Raw genomic sequence first — 16,620 nt, 5'->3', positions numbered from 1 at the left:
CGCCACCGAAGTCGCTTGGCTTCTCGTCGCCCATCTCAGGCTCCTGACCAGACGCCTGGCCAGGCTCCAACACGCTTTTTGAGTCAGACTCTGAGGTGCGAGCGGAGCGAGCCTCGAAGGATGGGCCGCAGGCCGTGCACCGTTCGAGGCTCGCTGACGCGAGCACCTCAGGATGACGGGACAACCAGTGTCAGCTGGGCGACTACTTCGCCAATTCCCTTGAGCGCCTTGTCGCAGCGGCGATGGCGCGGGTCATCAGCGGCTGCATGCCGTCATTCGCCATTAGCACCTCCAGTGCGGCGGCGGTGGTGCCGCCGGGCGAGGTGACGTTCTGCCGCAGGATCGCGGAGGGCAGATCCGAGCGATGGAGCAATTCGCCGGAGCCGGCGACGGTCGCGCGGGCCAGCGTGGTCGCGAGCTGCTCGGGCAGGCCGGCCGCAACGCCGGCACGCGCGAGCTCCTCGGCGAGCAGGAACACATAGGCCGGGCCCGAGCCGGAGACCGCGGTCACCGCGTCCATCAGGCTCTCATCGTCGACCCATTCGACGAGCCCGGTTGCTTTCAGCAGCGCATCGGTCATCGCGCGCTGCGCGGCGGTGACGCGCTTCGACGGTACCGCAACGGTGATGCCGCGGCCGATCGCCGCCGGCGTGTTCGGCATCGCGCGCACCACCGCGCCGCCGACAACCTCTTCCAGCGCTGACATGGTCGTGCCGGCCATGATCGAGACCACGAGCGTCGAAGGGCCGACGAAGGACTTCAGCGCCGCGCCGGCGTCGCGGAATGATTGCGGCTTCACCGCGACGACAAGGGTGTCGACCGTGCCGAGATCCTTCGCCTGCGGATTGAGCCGCACGCCCTTTGCGGCAAGTGCGGAGATCTCCGGCGAGAGATGCGGGTCGATCACCGCGACACGCTCGGGTGCAAGCCCCTGCGCGAGCCAGCCGGTCAGCATGGCGCCGCCCATCTTGCCCGCGCCCGCAAGCGCGATGGTGCCGGTCGTATCAGTCAAGGCGCTGCTTGTGCTCACAGGTGGCTCCACAAACTCTGCGTCGTCCCGGCGAAGGCCGGGACCCATAACCACAAGCGGTTCTAGTAAAGTGAAGCGGGAGCCACAAGCTGGCAAATGTCATTGCCGGGTTTGACCCGGCAATCCATCAGAATGAAAGCAGGCTTATCGGATGGATGCGCGGGTCGAGCCCGCGCATGACGATTGAGTCCGTGGAGCTTACGCCTCGCCCTCGGTGTCGAACATCGCCGCGGCCATCGCCTCGGCGGTCGACTTGCCGGCCCACACCACGAACTGGAACGCCGGATAGTAGCGCTCGCAGGCGTGGATCGCGTTGACCACCATGGCCTCGCACTGTGCGGTGGAGGCGGTGAGGCCGCCCGGCAGCACCAGCGCCTGACGGTGCATCACCATGCCGGTGTGGGTCCACAGGTCGAAATGGCCGACCCACAATTGTTCGTTGATCGCGGCGACCAGCCGCTGCACCTCGGCGCGGCGCGCCTGCGGCATCTTCATGTCGAAGGCGCAGGCGAGATGCAGCGCCTCGATCTCGCCCATCCAGGTGAACGAGAGCTGATAATCGATCCAGTCTCCCTTGGAGACGATCGTCACCTCGTCTTCGCCGGAACGCTCGAACGCCCAGTTGTTGTCGGTGGCGATATCCTCGACCACCGCAAGCGGGTTGTTCCGGGAATCGATAATGCTTTCGAGGAGGGACATGCCGTCTCGGACCTTGTTCTTATGATCGCTTGATACGCACACGGAAGCCGGCACTTGCGACATACTGCGTCGTGGCCGAGTGCAGTTCCTTGACCGGGCTTCCGGATGCCCCTGGACCTGACGCCGATGAAGTGATGTGATTTGCGGAATCCGCGCAACCGCACGCCGAGTCCGTCCACAGCCAAAGCGCGCATCGTCCACAGCTGATCTCCGCCACATCTGTGATTTTGAGAACAAATCGGAATCTAAGCGTTCGCGTAACGCTTTGTTAACCATTTGCCGGCGCTTCGCCGCGCCTGTGAATCAGTCGTCTGGCCCTCACATCAACCTCGCAGAGCCGCAACGCGCTCATGGGGACATGCCGTTTCCCCATGCGAAAGGCCTTGCCCGGCCGTCGCGCTTTGGTCATATTTCGTCTCAGGCACGTCCATCCCGGGCGTGCCGAGTTCTCAGGGCGGGGTGAAAATCCCCACCGGCGGTAAGGGTGATGAGCCCAAGCCCGCGAGCGCCTTCCTTCCGCGAAGCCGGGGGAAGGGTCAGCAGATTCGGTGCAATTCCGAAGCCGACGGTTACAGTCCGGATGAAAGAGAACGGTTGCGGCAGCCAACGCGATTTTCGCGTGGGCTCGTGTCGTTGTCCGTGTGCCCTGATTCTGGTCCTGAAAGAGGAAAGCCATGAATCAGATGTTGCAAGACCAAGACGTTCAAGCCTCTCAAGTCCAAACCCCCCAGGCAGAAGGCGCTCCCGATACGCCGGCAAATCCGCCGACGCCGGAGCATCCGCACTTCGCAAAGCCGCAGCGCGTTGCCTTCGTGCAGTCGTCCTGGCATCGCGACGTGGTGGAAGAGTGCCGCATCTCCTTCCTGAAGGAGATCGAGGCACGCCACATCACCAATGTCGACGTGTTCGAGGTGCCGGGCTCGTTCGAGATTCCGCTGCATGCGCAGCTGCTGGCGAAGACGCGCCGCTACACCGCGATCGTCGCGGCCGGGCTGGTCGTCGATGGCGGCATCTACCGCCACGAATTCGTCGCCGATACCGTGATCAAGGCGCTGATGGATGTGCAGTTGCGCACCGAGGTGCCGGTGTTCTCGGCGGTGTTGACGCCGCAGCAATTCCACGAGACCGAGGTGCATTACGAGTTCTTCCGTAAGCACTTCGTGATCAAGGGGATCGAGGTCGCGGAAGCCTGTGCCAACACGCTGCTCAGCCTCGAGCGGCTGCGCGGCCAGGTCGCGGCGGGAATCCCTGGTTAGCATCGGCGGAAAAGCGATTCCGGCATGCGTGCCGGGATCGCTCTCGCCTGCGGCGCGTTCGGTTATGCTTGCGGCATAAAACCAAAACGCGCGGGAGGCGCTCATGACCGAACAACATTCCTCTGACTGGCTCGGCCTGTCTGGCCGCGTTGCCGTCGTCACCGGTGGAGGCGGCGGCATCGGCCGCGCCACTGCCGTCAGTTTCGCGCGCGCCGGCGCCAGGGTTGCCGCGCTCGATCGCGACGAGCGCTCCCTGGCGGAGACCAAGGCAACGCTTCGCGAGTTCGGCGACGGTCATCTCGTCGCGAGCTGCGATACGACCAGCGAGGACAATGTCGCGGCAGCCGCCGATGCCGTCGCGCACACGCTTGGTTCATGCGACATTCTCGTCAACACCGCGGCGGTGCTGCGCCCGGGCGGGCTCGATACGCTCGCGCTCGCGGAATGGAATGCGGTGCTGGCGGTCAATCTCACCGGCTATTTCATCTGCGCGCAGGCGTTCGGCCGCCAGATGCGCAAGGCCGGACGCGGCAGCCTTATCCACGTCGCCTCGATCGCCGCCAGCAATGCGCAAGGGCAGAGCGGCGCCTACAGCGTCAGCAAGGCCGCCGTCGTAATGCTCTCGCAGCAACTCGCCGCGGAATGGGGGCCGCATGGCATCCGCAGCAATGTGGTGAGCCCCGGCCTTGTCGTGACGCCGATGAGCCAGGCCTTCTACGACACACCTGGCGTCACCGAGCGGCGCACCGCCGTGGTGCCCATGCGCCGGATCGGCGCACCGCAGGACATGGCGGACGCGACCCTGTTCCTGGCCAGCGATCGCTCGTCATACGTCAATGGTGAGGAAATCATCGTCGATGGCGGCTACGCGCGGACGCTGATGAGCCACGTGCCGCGGCCGGGGTTTTGAAGAAGCGCTAGCCGCAAACTCGGTGTCGTCCCGGCCTTGAGCCGGGACTCATAACCCCGAATGCGAATTGATTGACAACGCTGGAGCCACAGCCTTCGCAACAACAAAGGCCTGTGGTTATGGGTCCCTGCTTTCGCAGGGACGACAGTGAGTATTGGTCTAATCGAACAGGCTCGAGACCGACTCTTCCGCCGCGGTGCGACCGATCGCTTCGGCGATCAGGCCGGCGATCGAGATCTGGCGGATGTTCGGCGCCTTGTTGACGGCCTCGGTCGGCAGGATCGAGTCGGTGATGACCAGTTCCTTCAGCCGCGACGAGGCGATGCGCGCGGCGGCGCCGCCGGACAGCACGCCGTGGGTGATGTAGGCCGAGACCTCCTTGGCGCCGTGCGCGATCAGCGCCTCGGCCGCATTCACCAGCGTGCCGCCGGAATCGACGATGTCGTCGACCAGGATGCAATTGTAGCCGGCGACGTCGCCGATCACGTTCATCACCTCGGACTCACCCGGGCGCTCGCGGCGCTTGTCGACGATGGCGAGCGGGGTGTTGATGCGCTTGGCGAGGCCGCGGGCACGCGCCACGCCGCCGACGTCGGGCGACACCACCATCACCTTGGCGAGGTCGAACTTCTCTCTGATGTCGCGCACCATCAGGGGTGCCGCGAAGAGATTGTCGGTCGGGATGTCGAAGAAGCCCTGGATCTGGCCGGCGTGCAGGTCGAGCGTCATGACGCGGTCGACGCCGGCGCGTGAGATCAGGTTGGCGACGAGCTTGGCCGAGATCGGCGTGCGCGAACCGGATTTCCGGTCCTGGCGGGCATAGCCGAAATAGGGCACCACCGCGGTGATGCGCCGCGCCGAGGCACGGCGCAGCGCGTCGGTGATGATCAACAGTTCCATCAGATTGTCGTTGGCCGGATACGACGTCGACTGCAGGATGAACATGTCCGAGCCGCGGATGTTCTCCTGGATCTCGACGAAAATCTCCATGTCGGCGAAGCGCCGGACCACGGCCTTGGTCAGTTCGATGCCAAGTCCCTTGGCGATGTCCTGCGCCAGCGCAGGATTGGAGTTGCCGGCGACGAGTTTGATTGATCCGTTCTTTGCCGACATCGATGCTTCCCCCCGCGCCTTGCTGGATACGACGTTCAGCATCTCAAGTCCTTACAGAACCGGCGGGTTTTCGGTGCGCGAGGGAATATCAGGCAGGCGCCTCCGATGGCAACCCATTAGCCGGCTTTGGCCGCCGTTTTCCTGGGCAAAAAACGCATTTCCCCGGGAGATAACGGGGTTTTAGTCGGCGGAATAGCCGAGCGCCACGGTCTCGGGCGCGGCAGGGGCCGGGGCGCTTGCCACCGTGGGCCCGCGCAGGTCCGGTGCCGAGGCGGGCGCGGGGCTGTCCGCCGGGCCGCCATTGAGCATGCTGGAGAGGCCGCTGAAGCCGGCCTGGGCGATCTTGCGCAGCACCAGGTCGTCGGCGGCGGCCCAAGCGTCGCGGCCGGGCTTGCCGGCGGGCTCCTCGCCGGAGAGCCGCAGCGCGCGTTGCTGGTTGCTGTCGTAGACGTCCCACACCCACGAGATCATGGTGCGGCCGCGCACCACCTGCGCCGACAAATAGCTGCGCACGCGATAGGCGGCAGCGTCCTGGCGCGACACGATCGACAGGCTGCGCAGCTTGGACTCGCTGTCGAGCACGCCGACCATACGGTCGAACACCTGCGGCGGCGGGCCATCGATCGATTCGAACGCAACGGTTGCGCCGCTGCTTGCCGGCGTGGCCATGGCGTAGGAGTCGGCCACGTTGCCGCCGGCCGCGCAGCCGCCAAGCGCGCACGCGATCGCGAGCCACGTGCCTGCGATCGCGGCACGCGCGGCTGTCCCAGTTTGAAACTGGCGGTTCGACGCTTCCCTCATTGCGTCCTGCGATATCGTTAAAACGGCTTAACGTCTAGGGCAGGACGGCCACAGCACTTAACCGATCCGGGCGGCGCGCCACGAGGTTTCGGATTTCCCTGCTCAGTCAGAGAGATGGTGCCGCATGGCTGCGGTGATCCAGGCCCATTCGCGGTTCGGGCTCGCGTCCGGCGATTGCCCGCGCATGATGGCGACGAGCTCCCAATAGCGCGCGGCCCGCGCGTCGTGCAGCGCATATTTGCCGCGAATCCAGTTGCGGAATTCCAGATCAGGTTTTCGCTTCAGCAATCGCGCCGATGTTTCCAGCCAGTCGCGCGCCAGCGCCTGGCCGGCCTCCGACGTCGGGCCGAGGTCGCGCGCGATGATCTCCCTGGCTCTCGCCAGCACGATTTCGTTGGCCGCTTGCCAGGCGGCGAGATCCAGCACGTGGTGATTCCAGACGTCCTCCGCGTTGGCGCGGATGTTGGCGACGAGGGAAGGGTCGCTCAGCATCTCCGAAAGCTCGATCCAGGCATCGCACTGCTCGGGCGTCGGCTCGTCGGGCAATTCGGGCACGCTGGTCTCGATCATCTGCCGGATCCATTTCCGGTCGATGTTGATGCCGTCGGACACTTTCTCGAAGAAGCGCTCGACGACATTGCGGCGCTCGGTGCGGGACAGCTGCGTCATGGTCAGGAATCTCCTCAAATCTGCTTCGGTGAGTTGCGGTGAACGCAACGCAGCCCGCAGGGCCGAGGCGACGCGGCGCTGGGCCGCGATCTCCGCTTCCAGCGTCTCGAGGCGAAGCCGCAGCGCCTCGACCAGCGAGAGTTCCTTGGTCAGGACCTCACGGATGGCATCGAGACCGAGCCCCGCATCGCGCAGGCAGCGGATCAGGTCGAGGCGTACCAGTTCGCCTTCGGTGAAGACGCGATAGCCGCTCGCTGTGCGGCCGGCCGGCGGCAGCAACCCCTGGTCCGAATAGAAGCGGAGCTTGCGGACGGAAATTCCGCTGAGCCGCGCCGCCTCGCCGATGCTGTAGGTGCGTTGTGTCATGCGCCGCTTGTCCGGTCTCCAGCAGGTGGAGAGTCAAGACGCTTGTCGCACAAAAATCGCCCGATTTTATTCTGACGCGTTTTCCTCACCGCGAACCGGTATCCACTTCGCGGGAAAACGCTCTGGATGCCGGGCGTCAGCTTTCCAGCGCGATGGCGTGAACGAGCCGGCCGTAATCGGCTTCCTTGCGGTGCACGGAGCGGCGGTAGCTGAAGCAGCGCTCGTCGGAATAGGTGTCGATGCCGAGATCGTCGATCATCAGCACGCCGGCATTTTCCAGCCGCATGCGGATGAAGCCGGCAAGATCGAACATCGCGTGTCCGTCGCGTTCGGCGGGCATGAAGAACATGCCGTTCTCCGCATCGGCCTCGATGAAGCGTTCGACGAATTCGTTGCCGACCTCGTAGGACTCCTTGCGGATCAGCGGGCCGATGGCGGCGACGATGCCGCCGCGCTCGGCGCCGAGCTTCTCCATCGCGTCGATGGTCGATTCCAGCACGCCGGTCAGCGCGCCCTTCCAGCCGGCATGCGCCGCGCCGATCACCCGCGCATTGGGATCGACGAACAGGATCGGGCCGCAGTCGGCGGTCGTGACCGAAATCGCAAGGCCCTCGGTGCGGGTGACGAGCGCGTCCGCCTTCGGGCGCGCGGCGCCGTTCCATGGACCGGTCACGACCACGACGTCAGGCGAGTGAACCTGATGCACGCTGACGAGGTGATCGAGCGGCACGCCGAGCTGCTCCGCCATCCGCCGCCGGTTCTCCGCGACCTTGGCCGGATCGTCGCGCGAGCCGAGCCCGCCATTCAGCGCGGCATAGATGCCCTCCGACACGCCGCCCTCGCGCGAGAAGAAGGCATGGCGCAGGCCCGGAATGGCCGACAGCAGCGGTGATCCCAATGTCATTGTTCGGTCTCGTCAGGCTGATCGCTCAATCCGGCGATCGAGGTGAGGCGCGGGTCGGAGATGGCCATGACCTTGAACATCGAGCCCATCCCGCCGCGCCCGGAATCGGTCAGCCGCTTCAGCGCGCCGGCAATGTCGGCGGAGACTTCGGGGCTTGCTTTCGCCATCAGCCCGGCGGCGCGAGCCTCGACGCCGAGGCGCTTGAGGAAGTCGCCCTGCGTCGCCGGTCCGTGGACGCGCGCGCCGACATCCTCGGCGGCCCGCGCCAGGGCCTGGAAATCGACATGCGCGGTCACATCGGCCTGTCCCGGGTTCTTCAGCGGGTCGGCGAAGCTGTGGCGCGCGATCGCCTGGAAGGTGTCGCCGGCATCGCTGCGCAGATGGCCGTAATCGATGATCAGCGCGGCGCCGTCCTGGTCGCGCAGCCGCGTAGCCAGCTTCATGATCTCGTTGTCGGGCCGCCATTCGAACACCGCGCCGAGCGGGGCGGCGCGCACCAGCGGCGGCAGCAGCACCTCGAAATGCGGTGTCGGCTCGGGGGCGGGAGCGAAATACAGGTTGCCGTTGGCATCCATCCCGACCGTGCGCTCGTGCCAGCCGGTCTCGCGGCGGACCATCTGGTGGATCGGCAGCACGTCGAAATATTCGTTGGCGAGGATCACCGCCGGTCCCTCGGGCACGTCGTCGATGCTGTCGTGCCAGGTGATGTTGCGCACGCCCGTCAGCGTCGCGTACTGCTTCTCGCGCAGCACCGGATTGACCTCGACGAGGTGGATGCTGAGCGACTGGTACAGCGGCGGCAGCACGCGCAACGCGCGCAGCGCGTCCGCCATCATGGTGCCGCGGCCGGGGCCGAGCTCGATCAGGCGGAGCGTCTCCGGCGAGCCGATCGCGCGCCAGATCGAAGCGCTCCACAGCCCGAGCAGTTCGCCGAACATCTGGCTGACCTCGGGCGATGTGGTGAAGTCGCCCTCGCGACCGAGCGGATCGCGCGACAAATAGTAACCGTACCGCGGATGCATCAGGCACAATTCCATGTAGCGCCAGACCGGCATCGGCCCGGACAGCTTGATCAGCTTCCTGATCTCATCCAGCAGCGGGGAGGGTTCGCTCACGGCCTTCCTTGGATTGCACTTGCTTTGGATTGAACTTGTTCAGGTTGAACTCGGCGCCGGACCGTTCGCCCGGCGGCGGACGGCGGCCGCGATGATGATAACGCCGACGATGATCATTGGCACCGACAGCAGCATGCCCATGGTTAACCCGCCCCACAGGAAGCCGAGCTGCGGGTCGGGCTCCCTGAAGTGCTCGCCGATGATTCGGGCAACGCCGTAGATCGCAATGAAGCTGCCGAGGATCAGGCCGGGACGCTTGAGCGCCCCCATCCAGATCATGACGGCCAGCGCCGCAAACAGCACGATGCCCTCGAGCCCGGCCTCGTAGAGCTGGCTCGGATGCCGCGGCAGCGGCCCGCCATTGGGGAAGATCATGGCCCAGGGCAGGCTCGGATCGGCGTGACGGCCCCACAATTCGCTGTTGATGAAATTGGCGAGCCGCCCGAGGAACAGCCCGATCGGCGCGACCGCGGTGGTGATATCGCCGAGCGACAGGATCGGGATGTTGTTGCGGCGGGCAAACAGCATCACCGCTGCGACGCAGCCGAGGAAGCCGCCGTGGAACGACATGCCGCCTTTCCACAGTTCGAGGATTTCGGCCGGATGCGCGATGAAGAAGGGCAAATTGTAGAACAGCACATAGCCGGTGCGACCGCCGACGATGATGCCGATGGTGACCCAGAGGATGAAATCGTCGAGCTGCGGCAGCGTGATCGGCGCCGGGCCGCCCCACAGCCGTTCCTTCTTGATCAGCGAGCGGGCGTAGATCCAGCCCAGTACGATGCCGACGATGTAGGCCAGCGCATACCAGCGGATCACGATCGGGCCGAGCGAGAGCGCGACGGGATTGAATACCGGAAAGTCGATCAGCAGGAACGGCATCGTGCGTCTTGAGACTCAGCTCACGAGGTTGCGGCGGTAAAGCGCCAGCAGCCGCTCCCAGTGGCGTTCGGCGGCGTCGCGGTCATAGACCGGACGCTTGGGGAACGCAAAGCCGTGATGCGTGCCGGGATAGATCTCCACCTCGTTGTTCGATCCCTTCATGCCGGCCTTCACCTGCTCGATGATTTCCTGTGGCGCGTAGATATCGGTCTCGGCGCAGGCGAAATAGAGTTCGGCCTTGGTCTTTTGCGCGGCAAGATGCGGACTGTCGGGCTGGTCGGTCGCCAGATGCGTGCCGTAGACCGAGGCGGCGGCCTTGACGCGATCGCCGAAATGCGTCGCCGCGTTCACCGCATAGCGGCCGCTCATGCAATAGCCGACGGTGCCGATGATCCCGGTGTTGGCGGCCTTCTGCGTCTCGGCATAGGCGAGCAGGCCTTTGGTGTCTTCCATGACCAGCGGAATGTTGAGGGAGTGCATCAGCTCGAACATGCGCTTGCGTTCGGGCGATTCCGGATCGGGATTGATCGGGCCGAGCTCCATCACGCCGGCGCGGTAGTACATATTGGGCAGCATCACATAATAGCCCGACGTGCCGAGCCGGCGCGCCATGTCGCGCAGCTCCTCGCGGATCGCCGGCGCGTCCATGTAGAAGATGACGACAGGGAAGGGGCCGCCGCGCTCGGGATGGGTGATGAAGGTGGTGGTCTTGCCGTCCTTGGTCGGGATATCGACGGTCTCTTCGATCATGGCGTTTCTGCTCGCGTTATGTGTGCGATTTCTGTTGTGAGTTCATACGATTGCAAGGAAACCGCAGCATGACAAGGCAAGCCTCGGGGGGCCTGCCATTCGCGTCGGACTTGAACCGGATGGCTGAGATCGCCATTGTCTTTGGCGCGAGGCCAGTGAACGCGGAGAGTTTTGCGAGATGACCCAGACCAGCAACCGGTTTTTCGATGAGATCGGCCGTCTGATGAACGATGCCGCGGGCGCCGCCCAGGGCGTCAAGCGCGAGGTCGACACGGTCATGCGCAACCAGGCCGAACGGATCCTGCGCGACCTCGACGTGGTCAAGCGCGAGGAATTCGACGCGGTCAAGGACATGGCCCGCCTGGCGCGCGAGGAGAACGAGGCGCTGAAGGCGAGGATCGCCGCGCTTGAGGCCAAGCTCGGCGGTTCGGCCGGCTGAAACGGCACGTAGCCCCGTGTTGGGGCATCAAGAAAAATCCCTTCATTTCCTTGTCATTTCGGCCCTTTGGGGCTAAAAGCCCGCCACGTCCGCGGCCCCCGCACCCCTGGAGGCTTGCTGTGGACCTGAGCATGGGCCGCGCTGCGGCCTTTAACTTTTTAAATACAAGGACTTAACGCTATGGCGACCGTCAAGGAATTGAAGGCGACCGCGCGTCCGAAGAGCGGCAAGGGGGCCGCCCGGGCAGAGCGTCGCGCCGGGAGAGTTCCCGGAGTGATCTACGGAGACAACCAGCCCCCGGTGACCATCTCGGTCGACGATCGTGAACTGCGCCAGCGCATCCTGGCGGGCCGGTTCCTCACCACGCTGTTCGACATCGATCTCGAGGGCAAGAAGCATCGCGTGATTCCGCGCGACTACCACCTCGATCCGGTGAAGGACTTCCCGCTCCATGTCGACTTCATGCGGCTCGGCGAAGGCGCCACCATCCGCGTCAGCGTGCCGCTGCACGTCGTGAACGCGGAAACCGCCCCCGGCATCAAGCGCGGCGGCACCGTGAACATCGTCACCCACGCACTCGAACTCGAATGCGCGGTCGACAACATTCCGCAATACATTGAAGCCGACGTCGGTAGCCTCGAGATCAGCCACTCGCTGCATCTCACCGACATCAAGCTGCCCAAGGGCGTGAAGTCGCTCGCCCGCGAGGACGCAACCCTGGTCACCATCGTGCCGCCGTCCGGCTACGCCGAAGAGCAGAAGGCCGCGGCTGCGGCTGCTGCCGGCGGCGCTGCTCCGGCCGCGGGTGCTGCAGCTCCGGCCGCCGCGGCGGCTCCGGCTGCGGGTGCTGCGGCTCCGGCCGCGGGTGCCAAGGCTCCCGCCGGCGGTGGCGACAAGAAGAAGTAATCGATCAGGTCGGCGCGCGATCGTCTGATGGCGCGCCGACGCGGGATGCCGCGCCATGCGCCTTTTTGTCGGTCTCGGTAATCCCGGCGCGAAATACGCCAGCAACCGGCACAATATCGGTTTCCTGGCGGTCGACGAGATTGCACGGCGTCATGGTTTCGCACCATGGCGCCGTCGCTTTCAGGGTGAGACCTCCGAGGGCGTCGTCGATCGTGAGAAGGTCGTGCTGCTGAAGCCGACCACCTACATGAACGAGTCCGGGCGCGCGGTGCAGGAAGCGGCGAACTTCTTCAAGCTCGCGCCCTCCGACGTCACCGTGTTCCAGGACGAGCTCGAACTGCCGCCCGCCAAGGTGCGGGTCAAGATCGGCGGCGGGATCGCCGGCCACAACGGCCTGCGCTCGATCTCCGCGCATATCGGCAACGAGTATCGGCGGGTGCGTCTCGGGATCGGTCATCCCGGCGTCAAGGAGCTCGTGCACAGCCACGTGCTGTCGGACTTCGCCAAGAGCGACCGGGCGTGGGTGGAGGCCTTGTGCCAGGCCGTCGCTGACAATGCCGGCCTGCTGGCGACCGGCCACGACGCGTCGTTCGCCAACAAGGTGCATCTGACGATGCAGGCCAAGGGGTTTTTCGACAAGGGTGAGAACGGCGGCGAGAAGCCGTCTTGATTCCCTTGTCGTCATGCCCGGCCTTGTGCCGGGCATCCACGTCTTACCTGCCGCGTGCACCGTAAGACGTGGATGGCCGGGACGAGCCCGGCCATGACGGATCAGAGAATGTTGAGGAAGACATGGGATTCAAATGCGGGATCGTCGGGCTGCCTAACGTCGGCAAGTCGACGCTGTTCAATGCGCTGACCGAGACGGCGGCCGCCCAGGCCGCGAACTATCCGTTCTGCACCATCGAGCCGAATGTCGGCGAGGTCGCGGTACCCGATCCGCGGCTGGAGAAGCTCGCGGCGGTCGCGAAGTCGGCGCAGATCATTCCGACCCGGCTGACCTTCGTCGACATCGCGGGCCTCGTCCGCGGTGCATCGCAGGGCGAAGGCCTCGGCAACCAGTTCCTCGCCAACATCCGCGAGGTCGACGCCATCGCCCATGTGGTGCGCTGCTTCGAGGATTCCGACATCACCCATGTCGAAGGCAAGATCGCGCCGCTCGCCGACATCGAGACCATCGAGACCGAGCTGATGCTGTCCGACCTCGACAGCCTGGAGAAGCGCGTCGACAACCTCTCGAAAAAGGCCAAGGGCAACGACAAGGAAGCCAAGGAGCAGCTCGAGCTCGTCAACCGCGCCTTGGTGCTGCTGCGCGACGGCAAGCCGGCGCGCGCGCTGGAGCGCAAGCCGGAGGAGGAGCGGGCGTTCCGCATGCTCGGGCTCCTGACCTCGAAGCCCGTGCTCTATGTCTGCAACGTCGAGGAAGGCTCGGCCAAGGACGGCAACGACTTCTCCAAGGCGGTGTTCGAGCGCGCCAAGGAGGAGAGCGCGGTCGCAGTCGTGATCTCGGCCAAGATCGAATCCGAAATCGCGACGCTGTCGCGTGAAGAACGCACCGACTTCCTGGAGACGCTGGGCCTGGAAGAGGCCGGGCTCGATCGGCTGATCCGCGCCGGCTACCGGCTGCTCGATCTCATCACCTATTTCACCGTCGGCCCGAAGGAAGCGCGGGCCTGGACCATCGATCGCGGCACCAAGGCGCCCGCCGCCGCCGGCGTGATCCATACCGATTTCGAGAAGGGCTTCATCCGCGCCGAGACCATCGCCTATGCCGATTACATTGCCGGCAACGGCGAAGCGGGCGCGCGCGATGCCGGCAAGCTGCGGCTTGAAGGCAAAGAGTATGTCGTCGCCGACGGCGACGTCATGCACTTCAGATTCAATACCTGAGCGCGAGCGCCGGCCGCGTGCAATAGCGGCGGCGAATTAATCACCGCACTTTCCCCACGTCGTCCCGGCCTTCGCCGGGACGACACCGGATGTGCGGTGCTGCTCTCGACTCCGTCGAAAGCAGCGAGCGCGCCGTGGCAACGGCCACGCCTCACCGATCCGCGCGGCCGATCACGTCCATCAGTTCGGCGATCTTGCGCCGCTGGTCGGCCTTGTCGCCGGACGAGATCGCATGCTCGACGCAATGCGCCACATGATCACGCAGGACCTCTTCCTCGACGCGGCGCAGCGCCGCGCGCGCGGCCGCGATCTGCGTCACCACGTCGATGCAATAGCGGTCGTCCTCGACCATGGCGGCCAACCCGCGGATCTGACCTTCGATCCGTTTGAGCCGTTTTAAGCAGGATGTCTTGACCTCGTCTCTCATAGGTCTCATATACCCCCCTAGGGTATACAGATCAAGAGGCCGGGTTAGCGGCCGGGAAGAGTTTCGTGGCACACGCAAAGCACGACCATTCGCACGCGGATCATCATCACAACGGCGCGGCCGCGCATTCCTGCTGCGGCGGCAAGCATGATCACGACGCGGCGCCGGCCGAGGCGGCGTTCGCGATCGATCCGGTCTGCGGCATGAAGGTCAACCCGGCGACCGCCAAGCACCGCTTCAGCTACAAGGGCGAGGAGTACCTGTTCTGCAGCGGCCGCTGCCGCGAGCGCTTCGAGGCCGACCCCGAGAAGTATCTCAAGCCGCGCGAGGAGGAGCCGCCGGCGCCCGCGGGCACCATCTACACCTGCCCGATGCATCCCGAGGTGCGCCAGATCGGCCCCGGCAGCTGCCCGATCTGCGGCATGGCGCTGGAGCCCGAGCAGGTCTCGCTCGACGACGGCCCCGACCCTGAACTGATCGACATGGCGCGGCGGTTCTGGATCGGCCTTGCGCTCACGCTGCCGGTGTTCGTGCTCGAGATGGGCAGCCATCTCGGGCTGATGAATCTGGTGCCGCAGCACTGGTCGAACTGGATCTCGTTCGTGCTGGCGACGCCGGTCGTGCTGTGGGCCGGTGCGCCGTTCTTCGTGCGCGGCTGGCAGTCGCTGGTCACCCGCAATCTCAACATGTTCACGCTGATCGCGATGGGCACCGGCGTCGCCTATGTCTACAGCGTGGTCGCGACGTTGGCGCCGCAGCTATTCCCGCCCGCGTTCCGCGACATGCACGGCGCGGTCGCGGTGTATTTCGAGGCGGCGGCCGTGATCACGGTGCTGGTGCTGCTCGGCCAGGTGCTGGAATTGCGCGCCCGCGCGCAGACCTCGGGCGCGATCCGCGCGCTGCTCGGCCTCGCGCCCAAGACCGCGCGGCGTGTCACCGAGCATGGCGACGAGGACATCGACATCGACGCGATCAAGGTCGGCGACCGCCTGCGCGTGCGGCCGGGCGAGAAGGTGCCGGTCGACGGCGTCGTCGTCGAGGGCAGTGCGGTCATTGACGAGTCCATGGTCACAGGCGAGTCGATGCCGGTCGCGAAGGCCGAAGGCGAGAGGGTGATCGGCGGCACGGTCAACCAGAGCGGCGGCCTCGTGATGCGCGCCGAGAAGGTCGGCCGCGACACCATGCTGTCGCGGATCGTCGACATGGTGGCGAAGGCGCAGCGCTCACGCGCGCCGATCCAGCGGCTCGCCGATCGCGTCGCCGGCTGGTTCGTGCCGGCGGTGATCGCTGCTGCCGTGCTCGCCTTCATCGCCTGGACGGTGTTCGGCCCCGAGCCGCGCCTGACCTTCGCGCTGGTCGCCGCGGTCACGGTGCTGATCATCGCCTGCCCCTGCGCGCTGGGGTTGGCGACGCCGATGTCGATCATGGTCGGTGTCGGCCGCGGCGCGCATTCCGGCATCCTGATCCGCGACGCGCAGGCGCTGGAGCGGATGGAGGCGATCGATACGCTCGTCATCGACAAGACCGGTACGCTCACCGAGGGCAAGCCGAAGGTCGTGCGCGTCATTGCCGCCGCAGGGTTCGGCGAGAGTGATCTGCTGTGCATTGCCGCCAGTGTCGAGCAGGGCAGCGAGCATCCGCTGGCGCAGGCGGTCATCGCCGCTGCCAGGGAGCGCAAGCTTGCGTCCGCCGCCGTCAGCAATTTTGCCTCGCCGTCCGGCAAGGGCGCGACCGGCACGGTCGAAGGCAGGCAGGTTGCGCTCGGCAACGCGGTGCTGATGGCCGAACTGAAGATCGCGACGGCAGCGCTCGACGAGGCGGCCGAGGCCGCGCGGCGGGACGGCGCGACGGCGATCTATGTCGCAGTCGATGGCCGCGTCGCCGGGGTGATCGCGATTGCCGATCCGGTCAAGCCGTCCGCGACGAGCGCGCTGCAGACGCTGCGTGCCGAGGGCCTGCGCATCGTGATGTTGACCGGCGACAATGAGACCACCGCGCGGGCGGTGGCAAAGACGCTCGGCATCGACGAGGTCGAGGCCGGCGTTCTGCCGGAGCGCAAGAGCGAGGTGGTGCAGCGGCTGCGCGGCGAGGGGCGCACCGTCGCAATGGCGGGCGACGGCGTCAATGACGCGCCGGCGCTCGCCGCTGCCGATGTCGGCATCGCGATGGGCGGTGGCACCGACGTCGCGATCGAGAGCGCCGGCATTACGCTTCTGACCGGCGATCTGATGGGCCTCGTGCGCGCGCGGCGGCTGTCGGTCGCGACCATGCGCAACATCCGCCAGAACCTGGCGTTCGCCTTCGTCTACAACGCGGCAGGCGTGCCGATCGCGGCCGGCGTGCTGTATCCGCTGTTCGGCATCCTGCTGTCGCCGATGGTCGGCGCCGCCGCGATGGCGCTGTCCTCGGTCAGCGTGATCGGCAATGCGCTGCGGTTGGCGAGGACGAGGCTGGATTGAGCCA

At 65.9% G+C, this 16,620-nt stretch carries 17 protein-coding genes and 1 riboswitch; of the genes, 7 read left to right on the top strand and 10 right to left on the bottom strand.

All coding sequences use genetic code 11. The features are described from left to right. Positions 1-202: 202 nt before the first annotated feature. A complete protein-coding gene (gene proC / locus E2I15_RS24355; RefSeq protein ID WP_155262555.1) occupies positions 203-1,078 on the bottom strand; it encodes a pyrroline-5-carboxylate reductase in 876 nt (291 codons plus the stop codon). Between the two features lie 150 nt (positions 1,079-1,228). Next, entirely contained in the window at positions 1,229-1,729 is a 501-nt protein-coding gene (locus E2I15_RS24350) for a type III secretion system chaperone family protein (RefSeq protein ID WP_016844492.1), read from the bottom strand. A gap of 441 nt (positions 1,730-2,170) precedes the next feature. Further along, positions 2,171-2,325, top strand: a riboswitch (FMN riboswitch). A 78-nt stretch (positions 2,326-2,403) separates the two neighbouring features. Here E2I15_RS24350 and E2I15_RS24345 point away from each other — a divergent pair. Together E2I15_RS24345 and E2I15_RS24340 are read left to right on the top strand one after the other, a co-directional pair. Beyond that, complete coding sequence (locus E2I15_RS24345; protein ID WP_137483979.1) at positions 2,404-2,985, top strand: 6,7-dimethyl-8-ribityllumazine synthase; 582 nt, start codon at positions 2,404-2,406, stop codon at positions 2,983-2,985. 103 nt (positions 2,986-3,088) lie between these two features. Further along, on the top strand, positions 3,089-3,895 hold the full coding sequence (locus tag E2I15_RS24340; protein WP_137483980.1) for an SDR family NAD(P)-dependent oxidoreductase: 807 nt from the start codon (positions 3,089-3,091) through the stop codon (positions 3,893-3,895). 159 nt (positions 3,896-4,054) lie between these two features. Here the strand turns inward: E2I15_RS24340 and E2I15_RS24335 are convergent, their stop codons facing one another. From E2I15_RS24335 to E2I15_RS24305, 7 genes are all read right to left on the bottom strand, one after another. Then, the gene (locus E2I15_RS24335; RefSeq protein WP_026192263.1) at positions 4,055-5,008 is read right to left on the bottom strand and encodes a ribose-phosphate pyrophosphokinase; all 954 of its coding nucleotides are present in this window, start codon (positions 5,006-5,008) and stop codon (positions 4,055-4,057) included. A 180-nt stretch (positions 5,009-5,188) separates the two neighbouring features. Further along, positions 5,189-5,809, bottom strand: coding sequence for a hypothetical protein (locus E2I15_RS24330; RefSeq protein WP_137483981.1), 621 nt, complete (start codon positions 5,807-5,809; stop codon positions 5,189-5,191). A gap of 102 nt (positions 5,810-5,911) precedes the next feature. Beyond that, positions 5,912-6,844, bottom strand: coding sequence for a MerR family transcriptional regulator (locus E2I15_RS24325; RefSeq protein ID WP_137483982.1), 933 nt, complete (start codon positions 6,842-6,844; stop codon positions 5,912-5,914). Positions 6,845-6,980: 136 nt separating this feature from the next. Continuing rightward, a complete protein-coding gene (gene pgeF / locus E2I15_RS24320; RefSeq protein WP_137483983.1) occupies positions 6,981-7,748 on the bottom strand; it encodes a peptidoglycan editing factor PgeF in 768 nt (255 codons plus the stop codon). Continuing rightward, entirely contained in the window at positions 7,745-8,803 is a 1,059-nt protein-coding gene (locus E2I15_RS24315; RefSeq protein ID WP_137483993.1) for a class I SAM-dependent methyltransferase, read from the bottom strand. Before E2I15_RS24315 ends, pgeF begins: the two co-directional genes overlap by 4 nt. Before the next feature lie 99 nt (positions 8,804-8,902). After that, a complete protein-coding gene (lgt, locus tag E2I15_RS24310; protein ID WP_137483984.1) occupies positions 8,903-9,745 on the bottom strand; it encodes a prolipoprotein diacylglyceryl transferase in 843 nt (280 codons plus the stop codon). Between the two features lie 15 nt (positions 9,746-9,760). Beyond that, entirely contained in the window at positions 9,761-10,495 is a 735-nt protein-coding gene (locus E2I15_RS24305; protein WP_137483985.1) for a dienelactone hydrolase family protein, read from the bottom strand. A gap of 178 nt (positions 10,496-10,673) precedes the next feature. Between E2I15_RS24305 and E2I15_RS24300 the strand changes: the two genes are divergently transcribed. From E2I15_RS24300 to ychF, 4 genes are all read left to right on the top strand, one after another. Further along, on the top strand, positions 10,674-10,934 hold the full coding sequence (locus E2I15_RS24300) for an accessory factor UbiK family protein (RefSeq protein WP_038388183.1): 261 nt from the start codon (positions 10,674-10,676) through the stop codon (positions 10,932-10,934). A gap of 180 nt (positions 10,935-11,114) precedes the next feature. Beyond that, positions 11,115-11,840: a 50S ribosomal protein L25/general stress protein Ctc gene (locus E2I15_RS24295; protein WP_137483986.1), complete on the top strand. Its 726-nt coding sequence runs from the start codon at positions 11,115-11,117 to the stop codon at positions 11,838-11,840. Positions 11,841-11,895: 55 nt separating this feature from the next. Next, the gene (gene pth / locus E2I15_RS24290; RefSeq protein ID WP_137483987.1) at positions 11,896-12,510 is read left to right on the top strand and encodes an aminoacyl-tRNA hydrolase; all 615 of its coding nucleotides are present in this window, start codon (positions 11,896-11,898) and stop codon (positions 12,508-12,510) included. Between the two features lie 122 nt (positions 12,511-12,632). Then, positions 12,633-13,730, top strand: a complete 1,098-nt coding sequence (ychF, locus tag E2I15_RS24285; RefSeq protein WP_137483988.1) for a redox-regulated ATPase YchF — start codon at positions 12,633-12,635, stop codon at positions 13,728-13,730. Positions 13,731-13,881: 151 nt separating this feature from the next. On the opposite strand, the gene E2I15_RS24280 is transcribed toward ychF, so the two are convergent. Further along, the gene (locus E2I15_RS24280) at positions 13,882-14,157 is read right to left on the bottom strand and encodes a metal-sensitive transcriptional regulator (protein WP_018269815.1); all 276 of its coding nucleotides are present in this window, start codon (positions 14,155-14,157) and stop codon (positions 13,882-13,884) included. A 65-nt stretch (positions 14,158-14,222) separates the two neighbouring features. Here E2I15_RS24280 and E2I15_RS24275 point away from each other — a divergent pair, with 65 nt between their 5' ends. Further along, positions 14,223-16,616, top strand: a complete 2,394-nt coding sequence (locus E2I15_RS24275; RefSeq protein WP_137483989.1) for a heavy metal translocating P-type ATPase — start codon at positions 14,223-14,225, stop codon at positions 16,614-16,616. Positions 16,617-16,620: the final 4 nt, after the last annotated feature.

It is taken from the genome of Bradyrhizobium sp. BR2003 (assembly GCF_009720285.1).
In the GTDB taxonomy this organism is placed as follows: domain Bacteria; phylum Pseudomonadota; class Alphaproteobacteria; order Rhizobiales; family Xanthobacteraceae; genus Bradyrhizobium; species Bradyrhizobium elkanii.
Note: the sequence above shows the minus strand (reverse complement) of the source record. Positions and strands in the feature narration are given on the sequence as shown.